Below are 13,849 nucleotides of genomic sequence, written 5' to 3' on the forward strand. Positions count from 1 at the left end.
CGGCCTCGGTGGGGCGGTTACCCCGCCGAGGTCACGCGCGCAGTCGATCCGCATTCTCGAGGATGGCGGCACGCAGCGCCTGCTCCGGTTCGCTGAGAACACTCCGGCGGGCCTCCAGCACGAATTCGACGTCGACGTCGGGCCCCCATTCGTCGCGCGAGCGCATCCGCACCGGCGCCAGCCCCGCCGGCGGCAGCGTCTCGGCATGGAACACGACGCCGAGACCCGCAAGACAGGCAGCCCGCAACCCGTTCAAACTGTCGGTCACACAGACCACCCGCGCGCCGCGCCCCGATTTCTCCAGGACGTCGAGCGCCGCTTCCCTCGTGATCGACGGCGGCGGATACGTCACCAGCGGCACCGGCCCCTCTGCATCCGGAACGAAGTCGGGTGCCGCGAAGAACGCCAGCCGGTCGGTCCACACCAGTTCGCCGTGCCGGTCTCCTCTGCGACGCTTCCCGAAGACCAGGTCCAGCCGGCCTTCGTGCAGTTGCCGGAACAACACTTCGCTCAAGGCCACCGTGAGTTCGAGATCCACCAACGGATGGCTGCGACGGAACTCGCCCAGAATCCGAGGAAGCTCGTGCAGAACCAGATCTTCGGACGCCCCGAACCGGACGCGTCCTCGCACACCGGATTGCGTGAAGTAGCGCTCGGCGTCCGAGTGCCGCTCGAGTATCGACGTCGCGAAACCCACCATCACCGAGCCGTCCGCGGTCAGCTCGACCGAATGCGTGTCCCGCAGAAACAGGCGGCGCCCGGCTGCCAGCTCCAGCTTTCCGACGTGCTGGCTGACCGTCGACTGCCGCAGGTTCAGTCGCCGGGCCGCGGCGGTGAAACTCCGGGTGCGCGCGACCGCGAGAAAGCTCCGCAGATGAACCGGATCGAACATTACCCATTGTTATCACGGTTCGGCATTACAGTAAACGCGACTATCGCCTTTCGAAATATCCGCGTGTTCCATACGGTCGAACCATGCTGACGAAGATCCCGCTGCTCAGAAGACTCGATCCGTTCATTCTCGGCATCCTGATCACCGTCGGGATCGCCAGCCTGATCCCCGCGGACGGCACGGCCCTGACCGCGTTCACCTGGGCCACGAAGGTGGCCGTCGGAATTCTGTTCTTCCTCTACGGCGCCCGACTCTCCACGCAGGAGGCGCTGCACGGCCTGCGTCACTGGCGTCTGCACGTCACCATCCTCGCGGCGACGTTCGTGATCTTCCCGCTACTCGGAATCGCTGCGCGCGTGCTGGTCCCGACGATCCTGACCCAACCGCTGTACCTGGGCCTCCTCTACGTCTGCCTGCTGCCGTCGACCGTCCAGTCGTCGATCGCCTTCGTGTCGATCGCCCGAGGCAACGTGCCCGGCGCCATCGTCAGCGCCTCGTTCTCCAACATCCTCGGCATCTTCGTCACCCCACTCCTCGTGGCATTGCTGATGACGAGTGAGGGGGCAGGCTTCGACGCGTCCTCCGCGATCGGCATCCTCGTCATGCTCCTGCTCCCGTTCCTCGCCGGCCAGGCAGTGCGGCGGTGGATCGGCCCCTGGGTGAAGAAGCACGGCGCACCGCTCAAGCTCGTCGACCGGGGATCGATTCTGCTGGTCGTCTACGTCGCATTCAGTGAGGGAATGAACGAGGGAATCTGGGGCACGTTGTCCGTCGGCCGGCTCCTGGCTCTGCTCGCAGTGTGCGCGGTGCTGCTCGCGATCGTCCTGTCCGTCACCTGGTTCGGGTCGAAGCGACTCGGTTTCGACCGGGCCGATCAGATCACGATCACGTTCTGCGGGTCGAAGAAGAGCCTCGCCACCGGTCTTCCGATGGCCACCGTCCTCTTTGCGAGCCAGCCGATCGGCCTGATCGTGCTGCCGCTCATGCTGTTCCACCAACTGCAGTTGCTGGTGTGCGCGTGGATGGCGGGCCGGCTGGCCCGACGCACCGCAGCCAAGGAGACGGAACTCGCGACCAGTTCGAGCTAGCCGAGTATCAGTCGGCCAGCACGGCCTTCAGGAAGGTCTTGGTGCGCTCGTTCTTGGGCGCGGTGAAGATCGTCGCCGGGTCGCCTTCCTCCACGATCCGTCCGGCGTCGAACATCATCACCCGGTTCGACACGTCCCGCGCGAACTGCATCTCGTGCGTGACGATCAGCATGGTGATGTCGGTGGTGCGCGCGACGTTCCTCAGCACGTCGAGGACGTCCGCCACCAATTCCGGATCCAGTGCCGACGTGACCTCGTCGAGCAGCAGAATGTCGGGGTCCATGGCCAGTGCCCTCGCGATCGCGACCCGCTGCTGCTGGCCACCGGACAGTTGCGTCGGATGCGCGGTCTCCTTGTCCGAGAGCCCGACCGTCTTCAGCAACTCGCGAGCCCGCTGCACGGCCGCGGCCTTGTCGAGTCCGAGAACGTGGATCGGTGCTTCGGTGATGTTCTCGATCACGTTCATGTTGGGGAACAGGTTGAACTGCTGGAAGACCATGCCGATCCGGCGTCGGATCCGGCGCACGTACTTCTCCGACGCCGGCACGAGTTTGCTTCCCTTCTGCTCGTGCGTCAACGGTGTCCCGTCCACCCAGATGACGCCGTCGTTCACCTTCTCGAGGGTCATGAGCAGCCGCAGGATCGTCGTCTTCCCCGATCCGCTCGGACCGATCAGGGTCACCCGGTCGCCGCGCGCGACCTGGAAATCCAGGTGGTCGAGCACGACGTGGTCGCCGAACTGCTTCACGACGTCGTCGAATCGGATCATCGGGGTTGCTGTGCTCGCGTCATCGGGCAAGACGTCTCTCCAATCGCCGTATGAGCAGGGACGTCGGGTAGCTGGCGACGAGAAAGATCACACCCGCCAGGGTCAACGGTTCGAGGTACTGGAAATGCCGGGCGCCGAACTGCTGCGCGGCCGTCACCATCTCCACCACGGTGATGGCGAACAGGAACGGGGTGTCCTTGAACATCGACACCGCGTAGTTGCCCAGCGCGGGGACGACGCGACGGATGGCCTGCGGCAGGATGATCGCCCGCCACGTCCGAGTGGGCGCGATCGACAGCGCCCGCGCGGCCTCCCACTGGCCGACGGGCACCGCTTCGATACCCGCCCGGTACACCTCGGCCATATACGTCGAATAGTGGATTCCGAGTACGACGACACCGATCTGCAGCGGCGACAGTCCCGTGAACGTGTAGTACACGAACAGCAGTTGCACGACGAGCGGCGTCAGCCGGATGAATTCACTGATCGCGCGGACCGGGACACTCACCCATCGCGGCGCGGCCTGCCGGATCAAGGCGATGACGAGACCGAGAACGACAGAGATCAGGAAACTGAGAACGGTGGCGATGAGGGTGATCTTGAAACCCTCGAGCAGCACGGGCAGAGCCTCGAACGCTCGGTCCCAACTCCACTGGACGCTCATTGCTTCGCGGCCTCCAGTCCCCGTGGATCGGTGGGCGCGAGGCTGAAGATCTCCCGTAGGGACGGTCCCGTGCCAAGGCGATTCTTCGCCCGCACCTCCAGCGCGTTCATCACCAGTGTCAGCACGTAGCCGATGACGAAGTAGATGACGAGTCCGACGCCGAACGCGAAGAGCGTATTTCCGGTCGTCTGCCGGAGTTGGTCGATCTCGAAGGTCAAGTCCTGCAGAAGGATATAGCTCGCGAGCGCCGTTCCCTTCAGGAGTTGGATCAGGAGATTGGTCAACGGAGGAATCATCTCCGCCCAGGCCTGTGGGAAGACCACCCGGCGCAGCCGCTGCCAGTGACTGAAGTCCAGCGCCGTCGCCGCCTCCCATTGCGATTGCGGCACCGAGTTGATCGCGCCGCGCACCACCTCGGCTCCGTAGGCGCCGTAGTTCAGCCCGAGCGCGAGGATCCCGCAGAGCACCGGGTCGATGAGATAACCGAACAGCGGAACCACGTAGAACAACCAGAAGAGCTGCACCAACAACGAAGTGCCCCGGAAGAATTCGATGAAGGCGCGAGCCGATCCCCTGATCACGATGTTGTGCGCACGCGCAGCCAGTCCGAGCCCGAGCGCGAGGACGAACGCGAGGAGGGCGCCTCCCGCAGTCAGTTGGAGCGTGACGACGATGCCTTCCTGGATGCTCGGCCACGCATCCAGGAAGGCATCGATGTTCTCCTTCACAGGCAGCAGACCTCTACGACGATCAGCCGGCCCCGCCGCAGAGTTTGGCAGTGGTGAGGTTCGGATCGGGCAGTTCCTCCGCGGTGAATCCGAACGGTCCGACGATGGACAGGTACTTGTCCTTGTCAGAGGTGATCTTGGCCAGCTCGGCGTTGTAGGCGTCGCGCAACTCGGTGTCCTCCTTACGGAAGACCGTGCCGCCGGCACCGACCTGGGGTACCCCGTCGATCTCGGCGACGAAGGAGCTGGTCACGTCGACCGGGGCCTGCGGGTTGTTTTTCGCCAGCCAGTTCAGCGAGATCCCGGTGAGCGCAAAGACATCGGCTCGCCCGTTGGCGACGGCGTCCATTCCATCCTGCGGCGACGCCACCTGCATTGCATCGATTCCGAGCTGCTGCGCATAGTCCGATTCGATCGCCCCGGTCATCGCGGCCATCCGCACCCCGCTCTGCTGCACCGACTGCATGTCGGTGAGGTTCGCGGGATTGCCCTTGGGCACCATCAGCGCGGTGGTGTAGTTGAACTCGGGCTCGCTGAACGCTGCCTGCTCGCACCGCTGCGGCAGGATCGACATACCCGCGCTGACGACGTCGAACCGGCGGGCCTGCAGTCCGGGTATGAGCGCTCCGAAGTCGGTGCTCACGCCCTCGACGTTGTCGATGCCCAGGTTCTTGAAGATTTCGCGGTGCAGGGCCACGGTGGCGCCGGTCAACTGGCCGTCCTGCTCGAAGCTGTACGGCGCCTCGCCGGCGAAGCCGACGGTGACCGTTCCGCTGTCCTGCAGTTGCTGGAGGAGCGATCCGCCGCTGGTCGTGTCGGTCTTCGTGCACCCCGCCAGGGAGCCGGCAGCCACCATCATGCCTGCGAAGGCGACAGCCGCTCTGACCGCCGGACGTTGTTTCGACATCGTGCTCGTCACCACAGATTCCCTTCGTCACCTCGGGTGATCCGGGAGGACGCGCACCGCACGGCACGACCCCAACGGATCTGCCCGGGCCACGTTACGCAGGCGAAGGACCTACCATAGGGGAACCGGGGGGACGTTACCGCAGCGTTATCAAATGGCGGTCGGCGAATATCTCCGGGAATGCCGAAAGCCCCCCAACATGGTTGGGGGGCTTTCGGTAACGGATGTTCGGCGGTGTCCTACTCTCCCACACCCTGTCGGGTGCAGTACCATCGGCGCTGGAGGGCTTAGCTTCCGGGTTCGGAATGGGACCGGGCGTTTCCCCTCCGCTATGGCCGCCGTAACTCTATGAAACTGTCACACGGAACATCAGCGAAGACACACACAACAAACGTTGGTGGTGTTCTTCTTTCTTCTGTTCTGAAACGTGTGTGTTGTTTCAGATACTGCACAGTGGACGCGTAGCTTCTTTGTGGTAAGTCCTCGGCCTATTAGTACCAGTCACCTGCACCAGTTACCTGGCTTCCAGTTCTGGCCTATCAACCCGGTGGTCTGCCGGGGGCCTTACCCCCTCGAGGGGGTGAGAAACCTCATCTTGGAACAGGCTTCCCGCTTAGATGCTTTCAGCGGTTATCCCTTCCGAACGTAGCTAACCAGCGGTGCTCCTGGTGGAACAACTGGCACACCAGAGGTTCGTCCGTCCCGGTCCTCTCGTACTAGGGACAGCCTTCCTCAAGTTTCTAACGCGCGCGGCGGATAGAGACCGAACTGTCTCACGACGTTCTAAACCCAGCTCGCGTGCCGCTTTAATGGGCGAACAGCCCAACCCTTGGGACCTACTCCAGCCCCAGGATGCGACGAGCCGACATCGAGGTGCCAAACCATCCCGTCGATATGGACTCTTGGGGAAGATCAGCCTGTTATCCCCGGGGTACCTTTTATCCGTTGAGCGACACCGCTTCCACTTGCCGGTGCCGGATCACTAGTCCCGACTTTCGTCCCTGCTCGACCTGTCAGTCTCACAGTCAAGCTCCCTTGTGCACTTGCACTCGACACCTGATTGCCAACCAGGCTGAGGGAACCTTTGGGCGCCTCCGTTACATTTTGGGAGGCAACCGCCCCAGTTAAACTACCCACCAGGCACTGTCCCTGAACCAGATCATGGTCCGAGGTTAGAGGTCCAATACGATCAGAGTGGTATTTCAACAACGACTCCACACTCACTGGCGTGAGCGCTTCACAGTCTCCCACCTATCCTACACAAACCGAACCGAACACCAATACCAAGCTGTAGTGAAGGTCCCGGGGTCTTTTCGTCCTGCCGCGCGTAACGAGCATCTTTACTCGTAATGCAATTTCGCCGAGTCTATGGTTGAGACAGCTGAGAAGTCGTTACGCCATTCGTGCAGGTCGGAACTTACCCGACAAGGAATTTCGCTACCTTAGGATGGTTATAGTTACCACCGCCGTTTACTGGGGCTTAAATTCTCAGCTTCGCCATTGCTGGCTAACCGGTCCTCTTAACCTTCCAGCACCGGGCAGGCGTCAGTCCGTATACATCGTCTTACGACTTCGCACGGACCTGTGTTTTTAGTAAACAGTCGCTTCTCACTGGTCTCTGCGGCCCCACCCAGCTCACACTGCAAGAGTGATCACCGGACGAGGCCCCCCTTCTCCCGAAGTTACGGGGGCATTTTGCCGAGTTCCTTAACCATAGTTATCTCGATCGCCTTAGTATTCTCTACCTGACCACCTGTGTCGGTTTGGGGTACGGGCCGTGTGAAAGCTCGCTAGAGGCTTTTCTCGGCAGCATAGGATCACTGAATTCGCCTCATTCGGCTATGCGTCACCTCTCAGGCTGTGTGAATGGCGGATTTGCCTACCATTCGCCCTACAGGCTTACACCAGTATTACCACTGACTGGCTCAGCTACCTTCCTGCGTCACCCCATCGCTTGGCTACTACCAGATCAGGTCCCATGCATCCACATCCAGGGCCCCCGAAGGGGCGTAAGGACGCTTCAGGATGGTTAGTATCACTGATTCACCAGGGGCGCGTTCACACGGGTACGGGAATATCAACCCGTTGTCCATCGGCTACGCCTGTCGGCCTCGTCTTAGGTCCCGACTCACCCTGGGCGGATTAACCTGGCCCAGGAACCCTTGGTCATTCGGCGGACGAGTTTCTCACTCGTCTTTCGCTACTCATGCCTGCATTCTCACTCGTGTGGCCTCCACGGCTAGGTCACCCTGCCGCTTCCATGGCCACACGACGCTCCCCTACCCATCCACACCACTGCCCAAGACTCCGCAGAATCAAGGGGGTGCATTGTGTGAATGCCGCAGCTTCGGTGGTGTACTTGAGCCCCGCTACATTGTCGGCGCAGGATCACTTGACCAGTGAGCTATTACGCACTCTTTCAAGGGTGGCTGCTTCTAAGCCAACCTCCTGGTTGTCTTCGCGACCCCACATCCTTTTCCACTTAGTACACGCTTAGGGACCTTAGCTGGCGATCTGGGCTGTTTCCCTCTCGACTACGAACCTTATCGCCCGCAGTCTCACTGCCGCGCTCTCACTCACCGGCATTCGGAGTTTGGCTGATTTCGGTAAGCTTGTGGGCCCCCTAGACCATCCAGTAGCTCTACCTCCGGTGAGAAACACGCGACGCTGCACCTAAATGCATTTCGGGGAGAACCAGCTATCACGGAGTTTGATTGGCCTTTCACCCCTACCCACAGCTCATCCCCTCAGTTTTCAACCTAAGTGGGTTCGGTCCTCCACGACGTCTTACCGTCGCTTCAACCTGGCCATGGGTAGATCACTCCGCTTCGGGTCTAGAACATGCCACTACGGACGCCCTATTCGGACTCGCTTTCGCTACGGCTACCCCACACGGGTTAACCTCGCGACATGCCACTAACTCGCAGGCTCATTCTTCAAAAGGCACGCCATCACCCCCCACACCGAAGTGTGCAAAGGCTTTGACGGATTGTAAGCGCACGGTTTCAGGTACTATTTCACTCCCCTCCCGGGGTACTTTTCACCTTTCCCTCACGGTACTAGTCCGCTATCGGTCACCAGGGAGTATTCAGGCTTATCGGGTGGTCCCGACAGATTCACACCAGATTTCACGGGCCCGGTGCTACTTGGGTTTCCATCACGACAGTCATCATGTTTTCGTGTACGGGACTCTCACCCTCTACGACAGGCCGTTCCAGACCACTTCCACTAACACAATGATTTCTTACTGTCGGCCAACACGGCAGCATTGACAAGATGAACCCCACAACCCCACGAATGCAACACCTGCCGGCTATCACACATCCATGGTTTAGCCTCTTCCGCTTTCGCTCGCCACTACTCACGGAATCACTATTGTTTTCTCTTCCTGTGGGTACTGAGATGTTTCACTTCCCCACGTTCCCTCCACACACCCTATATATTCAGGTGCGGGTAACACGACATCACTCGTGCTGGGTTTCCCCATTCGGACATCCTCGGATCTCAGCTCGGTTGACAGCTCCCCGAGGCTTATCGCAGCCTCCTACGTCCTTCATCGGCTCCTGGTGCCAAGGCATCCACCGTACGCTCTTCATTACTTACAACAAAGATGCTCGCGTCCACTGTGCAGTTCTCAAACAACACACCCCGCTCGAACTCCCATCAGCACCATGCCCACCACCGAAATGATGCGGTCTGCCTGACATTCGAACCGGATCGTTTTTGCCTAGAAAAAACACTCACGTGTTCTCTCAGGACCCAACAGTGCATCGATATAACTCTTCTCCCACCGGCACTCGGGCCGGCAGTAGTGAAAAGAATGTTTGTCAGTGTTCCACCCATGAGCGTCTGCCGTTCCACATGTGGGAACGAAACAGTCTCTGCCAGAACATCATCCACTGACTGTTCAGTGGTACACGTCTGGAGATGTGCTCCTTAGAAAGGAGGTGATCCAGCCGCACCTTCCGGTACGGCTACCTTGTTACGACTTCGTCCCAATCGCCGATCCCACCTTCGACGGCTCCCTCCCACAAGGGGTTAGGCCACCGGCTTCGGGTGTTACCGACTTTCATGACGTGACGGGCGGTGTGTACAAGGCCCGGGAACGTATTCACCGCAGCGTTGCTGATCTGCGATTACTAGCGACTCCGACTTCACGGGGTCGAGTTGCAGACCCCGATCCGAACTGAGACCAGCTTTAAGGGATTCGCTCCACCTCACGGTCTCGCAGCCCTCTGTACTGGCCATTGTAGCATGTGTGAAGCCCTGGACATAAGGGGCATGATGACTTGACGTCGTCCCCACCTTCCTCCGAGTTGACCCCGGCAGTCTCTTACGAGTCCCCACCATTACGTGCTGGCAACATAAGACAAGGGTTGCGCTCGTTGCGGGACTTAACCCAACATCTCACGACACGAGCTGACGACAGCCATGCACCACCTGTATACCGACCACAAGGGGGGCCGTATCTCTACGGCTTTCCGGTATATGTCAAACCCAGGTAAGGTTCTTCGCGTTGCATCGAATTAATCCACATGCTCCGCCGCTTGTGCGGGCCCCCGTCAATTCCTTTGAGTTTTAGCCTTGCGGCCGTACTCCCCAGGCGGGGCGCTTAATGCGTTAGCTACGGCACGGATCCCGTGGAAGGAAACCCACACCTAGCGCCCACCGTTTACGGCGTGGACTACCAGGGTATCTAATCCTGTTCGCTACCCACGCTTTCGCTCCTCAGCGTCAGTTACTGCCCAGAGACCCGCCTTCGCCACCGGTGTTCCTCCTGATATCTGCGCATTTCACCGCTACACCAGGAATTCCAGTCTCCCCTGCAGTACTCAAGTCTGCCCGTATCGCCTGCAAGCTCGAGGTTGAGCCTCGAGTTTTCACAGACGACGCGACAAACCGCCTACGAGCTCTTTACGCCCAGTAATTCCGGACAACGCTTGCACCCTACGTATTACCGCGGCTGCTGGCACGTAGTTGGCCGGTGCTTCTTCTGCAGGTACCGTCACTTTCGCTTCGTCCCTGCTGAAAGAGGTTTACAACCCGAAGGCCGTCATCCCTCACGCGGCGTCGCTGCATCAGGCTTTCGCCCATTGTGCAATATTCCCCACTGCTGCCTCCCGTAGGAGTCTGGGCCGTGTCTCAGTCCCAGTGTGGCCGGTCACCCTCTCAGGTCGGCTACCCGTCGTCGCCTTGGTAGGCCATTACCCCACCAACAAGCTGATAGGCCGCGGGCCCATCCTGCACCAGTAAACCTTTCCACCCTCAGCCATGCAGCCGAAGGTCATATCCGGTATTAGACCCAGTTTCCCAGGCTTATCCCGAAGTGCAGGGCAGATCACCCACGTGTTACTCACCCGTTCGCCGCTCGTGTACCCCGAAGGGCCTTACCGCTCGACTTGCATGTGTTAAGCACGCCGCCAGCGTTCGTCCTGAGCCAGGATCAAACTCTCCGTTGAAGACTCTAGATTTCGAAACCCCCAAAAGGAGTCTCTAATCAGTCATAGACATCGAGTCAAATCACTAGCAATCAAAAACTCAAACTAGCATTTCAAACACTGACCCCCCTCCGACGGAAGAAGGAGAAGAGCCAGCAAATACCCACACCACAACTCACAACCAAACCACAAGGGCCAGTTGATCATCCGTGATGCGGAGTACCAAAAACATTTGGCACTGACATTCATCGACACACTGTTGAGTTCTCAAAGAACACGCACACACCATCACTACCGAAGTCGCAACTTCGGCCGCTCCGGGGCAACCGTTCCATCTTATCCTACCAGCCTCACCGGCGCAAGCCGAGACGCTGATCAGAATCTAACCGGGATGGAAGCATCACCGTACACGACGGTGAACTTCCGATTTACCAGGCGCCTGCGTCCAACCTCGTGTCCCCGCCTTCCGGCCGGGGTCGGTGTCCGTGTCGCTCTGACCTGGAATAAGTTACGCGAAGGGAAACGAGAACACCAAATCGCCAGGTCAACGCTGCGAAACGCCGATTCAGGGCACCCAGTACTTCGCAGCCAGCTCCTCGATCACCACATCACCGTCCGAGGCCTGCTCCAAAGCCGCGAGGTCGGCGTCGATGGAAACCAATCGTGGATCGTCCCCCTCCGCCTCCTGGACTGGGTGCCCCCCGTCCTCGGCCAGCTGGCGCAACAGCTTCTCGCGCACCCGGTCCTTCAGCGAATCGCTCATATCGAAATCATGACCGCGCGGCGGTGGGTTGTCGAGAGTGCACCGAACTCATTCCTCGGTCTCGTCCGGCGCCTTCACGTTGTCGCTCTTGCCGAAGACTCGCAGCGCGGTCGGAATGAGGACGATCAGCGCGCCCAGGATCGCGATCAACGAAAAGACCTGCATTGCCATCTGTGAACCGACTCTCTGTTTCGTGCCCGCGGCGACCAGGTGTCAGACCGGCGCGAGCCAGCTTCCCCAAGATGTGTTCCTGGTGACGGTAAACGCCGCAAGGAATATGAGCACACCGACTGTCACTCGCGGCCCGAACACGATCGTGCGATCGCGTCGTCCTCGCCAACGGCGACGTGCCCATCCGATCCAGGCGAAGACCATCACCGCGATGAACGGGACGATCAGAACATTGCCGGCCACAGCCGCGCCGATGTCGAGGTTGGTGAGGTCGTGCACCGCCCTCAACCCACCACAGGCCGGGCACCACCACCCGGTCAGGGCGTAGACCGGACAGAAGCCGTACGAACCGGGCTCGTGCGGATCCCGGAAGTGGAGGATCGCGGCGGCGACAACGGCGCCGGCGGCCACAGCGGCGGGCGCATCGAGTGCACGGAGACCGACCGCCGGCGTCGTCGGAGTTCCGCTCTGGGTGTCCACGTGTCCAGTGTTCACGATTCTTCCGGTCTCCGGTGCCGACAGTCAGTCGGGAAGCAAGTAGTCCGGCCACAGACGGTGGGTGCCGTCCTCGTCGACGCGAATCCCACCCGCACCGGCAAGTCCCGCCAAGCCTCCGGTACCGCTGCTCGGCACGATGTGCAGCGCCATTGCCTCGACCGTGCTGTCCGACAGCACCTGCATGTGCAGGAAGGCGAAGGAGCCGGCGACACCGTCGATCGAACCTTCGAAGCTCTCCCACGCCGCGTAGGCGCCCGCACTCTGATCCTCGGTGAGACCGCCGACGAATCTGGTGACCGACCGGCCCTCGATATCGCCGGAGAAGTTCTTCACCATCTCGATGTCGCCCGGGGTGACGCCGGTGGCGACGGACGGAGACCCGTCCCGCGGGCTGAAATCACTGACGTCGAACGTGCTGGCGGCATGACGAGTGGACATGGTGTGCCTTCCGGGACGGAGAAGTGAGTCGCCCCAGCATCGCGGGAGCGATCCCGAACTTCTTGTACATATCCGACACGGCGGAGGTGTCCCGACCCCGGAGACGACTCTGGCCCTTCCCGACTGATCGGGAAGGGCCAGAGGACCGCTGAGCTGCCTGAGAGAATCGAACTCTCGACCTTTTCATTACGAGTGAAATGCTCTACCGACTGAGCTAAGGCAGCGGTGCCTTTCGGCGGTGGCGAGTCTAGCGCCTCAACCCCGAGTATGCGAAAACGGCTCCCTGAACGCGTCGCCGAGAGTGGCCACCATGGCATCGACAGCCCACTGCGGTTTGACGTTGACGGTGATCGCCTCGCGGCACTCGAGAACCGCTTCGATGCACTTCAGAAGGCCTTCCGGGGTTGTTCGCGAGGCGAGGTCGGCCGCGCGATCCGCCATGTCCGGGTGGTTCGCGGCCGCGTTCGATTTCCATGCGACGGCGAGCGCGTCGCGATAGAGACCGGCCAGATCGATCAGTGCACGATCGAGTGCGTCACGGCCCGTGCGAGTGGCCCGGGACTTCTGGCGCTTCTCGAGATCCTTCAGCACGCCGGCCGAGCCTCGCAGGGCTCCGGCAGCACCCTTACCGGTGCCGCCCGCCCCCAGAGCCGTGCGCAACTCCTCGGTCTCCTGCTCGTCCCTGGCCGCGCTCATCTCCTTCGCCTCTGCGTCGGCGGAACGCACCAGTTCCTCCGCCGCAGCGAACGCGGTAGCGGGCCGCAGTGCCGCGACAGCGAGATCCAAAGCGTCCTTACGACGCACCTTGGCGTTCAGATCCGTCGCGAGACGCCGGGCTCGCCCGACGTGACCGCCGCTGATCGAGGCCGCCAGTTGTGCATCGGCGGGATCCAGGCCGTCCCGCTCGCGCAGGACCTTGGCTATGGAGTCGGCCGACGGGGTCACGAGATGGATGTGCCGGCAGCGCGACCGCAGCGTCACGGAGATGTCCTGCGGGTCGACGGAGGGCGCACACAACAGGAACACGGTGCGATCCGGCGGCTCCTCCACCACTTTCAGGAGAGCGTTGGCCGCACCCTCGGTGAGCCGGTCCGCGTCCTCGACGACCACGATCTGCCAACGCCCGGTGCTCGGCCGGCGAGCAGCCGTCTGCACGATGGCACGCATCTCCTTGACGCTGATGCTCAGGCCCTCGGGGACGACTTGCCGGACGTCGCCGTGGGTACCGGCCATCGCGGTGGTGCAGGCGTGGCAGACGCCGCAGCCGGGAACGCCGTCGCTGGTGCATTGGAGTGCGGCGGCGAAACACTGCGCGGCCACCGACCTACCCGATCCGGGCGGGCCGGTGAACAGCCACGAATGCGTCATCGAGGAGCCCATCGCACCGACTCCACGACGGGCGGCAGTCGCCGCGGCCGTCAGCTCGGCCTCGACGTCCTCCTGGCCCACCAACCGGTCGAATACCGTCACCGCGCCAGCCTAACCGGCTCGTG

Annotated in this window: 11 protein-coding genes, 1 tRNA gene and 3 rRNA genes; 1 reads left to right on the forward strand and 14 read right to left on the reverse strand. The window is 61.4% G+C overall.

The window, feature by feature from the left end; translation table 11 throughout:
- Nucleotides 1-31: 31 nt before the first annotated feature.
- On the reverse strand, nucleotides 32-892 hold the full coding sequence (locus GO592_RS27855) for a LysR family transcriptional regulator (protein WP_007301470.1): 861 nt from the start codon (nucleotides 890-892) through the stop codon (nucleotides 32-34).
- Nucleotides 893-975: 83 nt separating this feature from the next.
- Here GO592_RS27855 and GO592_RS27860 point away from each other — a divergent pair, with 83 nt between their 5' ends.
- Nucleotides 976-1,980 carry a bile acid:sodium symporter family protein gene (locus GO592_RS27860; RefSeq protein WP_007301469.1) on the forward strand — a complete coding sequence of 335 codons (1,005 nt, stop codon included), beginning with the start codon at nucleotides 976-978 and terminating at the stop codon, nucleotides 1,978-1,980.
- Between the two features lie 7 nt (nucleotides 1,981-1,987).
- On the opposite strand, the gene ehuA is transcribed toward GO592_RS27860, so the two are convergent.
- The 13 genes from ehuA to GO592_RS27920 form a co-directional block, all read right to left on the reverse strand.
- Nucleotides 1,988-2,749, reverse strand: coding sequence for an ectoine/hydroxyectoine ABC transporter ATP-binding protein EhuA (gene ehuA, locus GO592_RS27865; protein ID WP_007301468.1), 762 nt, complete (start codon nucleotides 2,747-2,749; stop codon nucleotides 1,988-1,990).
- A 19-nt stretch (nucleotides 2,750-2,768) separates the two neighbouring features.
- Nucleotides 2,769-3,413, reverse strand: a complete 645-nt coding sequence (gene ehuD, locus GO592_RS27870; protein ID WP_007301467.1) for an ectoine/hydroxyectoine ABC transporter permease subunit EhuD — start codon at nucleotides 3,411-3,413, stop codon at nucleotides 2,769-2,771.
- The gene (gene ehuC, locus GO592_RS27875; protein WP_007301466.1) at nucleotides 3,410-4,141 is read right to left on the reverse strand and encodes an ectoine/hydroxyectoine ABC transporter permease subunit EhuC; all 732 of its coding nucleotides are present in this window, start codon (nucleotides 4,139-4,141) and stop codon (nucleotides 3,410-3,412) included. Before ehuC ends, ehuD begins: the two co-directional genes overlap by 4 nt.
- 22 nt (nucleotides 4,142-4,163) lie before the next feature.
- Entirely contained in the window at nucleotides 4,164-5,048 is an 885-nt protein-coding gene (gene ehuB / locus GO592_RS27880; protein WP_037206073.1) for an ectoine/hydroxyectoine ABC transporter substrate-binding protein EhuB, read from the reverse strand.
- A gap of 226 nt (nucleotides 5,049-5,274) precedes the next feature.
- Nucleotides 5,275-5,391, reverse strand: a 5S ribosomal RNA gene (rrf, locus tag GO592_RS27885).
- 128 nt (nucleotides 5,392-5,519) lie between these two features.
- Nucleotides 5,520-8,653 (reverse strand): 23S ribosomal RNA (locus GO592_RS27890).
- 335 nt (nucleotides 8,654-8,988) lie between these two features.
- Nucleotides 8,989-10,507 (reverse strand): 16S ribosomal RNA (locus GO592_RS27895).
- Together the 16S, 23S and 5S rRNA genes form the textbook arrangement of a ribosomal RNA operon.
- A 544-nt stretch (nucleotides 10,508-11,051) precedes the next feature.
- Nucleotides 11,052-11,249, reverse strand: coding sequence for a hypothetical protein (locus GO592_RS27900; RefSeq protein ID WP_005568355.1), 198 nt, complete (start codon nucleotides 11,247-11,249; stop codon nucleotides 11,052-11,054).
- Nucleotides 11,250-11,297: 48 nt separating this feature from the next.
- Nucleotides 11,298-11,420: a hypothetical protein gene (locus GO592_RS45945; RefSeq protein WP_005248443.1), complete on the reverse strand. Its 123-nt coding sequence runs from the start codon at nucleotides 11,418-11,420 to the stop codon at nucleotides 11,298-11,300.
- A 42-nt stretch (nucleotides 11,421-11,462) separates the two neighbouring features.
- The gene (locus tag GO592_RS27905; protein ID WP_005256154.1) at nucleotides 11,463-11,900 is read right to left on the reverse strand and encodes a DUF2752 domain-containing protein; all 438 of its coding nucleotides are present in this window, start codon (nucleotides 11,898-11,900) and stop codon (nucleotides 11,463-11,465) included.
- Nucleotides 11,901-11,942: 42 nt separating this feature from the next.
- Complete coding sequence (locus GO592_RS27910) at nucleotides 11,943-12,356, reverse strand: DUF3224 domain-containing protein (protein ID WP_007298532.1); 414 nt, start codon at nucleotides 12,354-12,356, stop codon at nucleotides 11,943-11,945.
- Nucleotides 12,357-12,507: 151 nt separating this feature from the next.
- Nucleotides 12,508-12,580: transfer RNA gene (locus tag GO592_RS27915), tRNA-Thr, on the reverse strand.
- Between the two features lie 31 nt (nucleotides 12,581-12,611).
- Nucleotides 12,612-13,826 carry a DNA polymerase III subunit delta' gene (locus GO592_RS27920; protein WP_005568358.1) on the reverse strand — a complete coding sequence of 405 codons (1,215 nt, stop codon included), beginning with the start codon at nucleotides 13,824-13,826 and terminating at the stop codon, nucleotides 12,612-12,614.
- Nucleotides 13,827-13,849: the final 23 nt, after the last annotated feature.

It is taken from the genome of Rhodococcus sp. 21391, from assembly GCF_016772255.1.
GTDB lineage: Bacteria > Actinomycetota > Actinomycetes > Mycobacteriales > Mycobacteriaceae > Rhodococcus_F > Rhodococcus_F opacus.

Excerpts from the sequence above, each read along its gene's own strand:
- ehuB (WP_037206073.1), bottom strand. The coding sequence starts at position 5,048 with ATGTCGAAACAACGTCCGGCGGTCAGAGCGGCTGTCGCCTTCGCAGGC.
- GO592_RS27900 (WP_005568355.1), bottom strand. The coding sequence starts at position 11,249 with ATGAGCGATTCGCTGAAGGACCGGGTGCGCGAGAAGCTGTTGCGCCAG.
- GO592_RS27855 (WP_007301470.1), bottom strand. The coding sequence starts at position 892 with ATGTTCGATCCGGTTCATCTGCGGAGCTTTCTCGCGGTCGCGCGCACC.
- GO592_RS27860 (WP_007301469.1), top strand. The coding sequence starts at position 976 with ATGCTGACGAAGATCCCGCTGCTCAGAAGACTCGATCCGTTCATTCTC.
- GO592_RS45945 (WP_005248443.1), bottom strand. The coding sequence starts at position 11,420 with ATGGCAATGCAGGTCTTTTCGTTGATCGCGATCCTGGGCGCGCTGATC.
- GO592_RS27910 (WP_007298532.1), bottom strand. The coding sequence starts at position 12,356 with ATGTCCACTCGTCATGCCGCCAGCACGTTCGACGTCAGTGATTTCAGC.
- ehuD (WP_007301467.1), bottom strand. The coding sequence starts at position 3,413 with ATGAGCGTCCAGTGGAGTTGGGACCGAGCGTTCGAGGCTCTGCCCGTG.
- ehuA (WP_007301468.1), bottom strand. The coding sequence starts at position 2,749 with ATGATCCGATTCGACGACGTCGTGAAGCAGTTCGGCGACCACGTCGTG.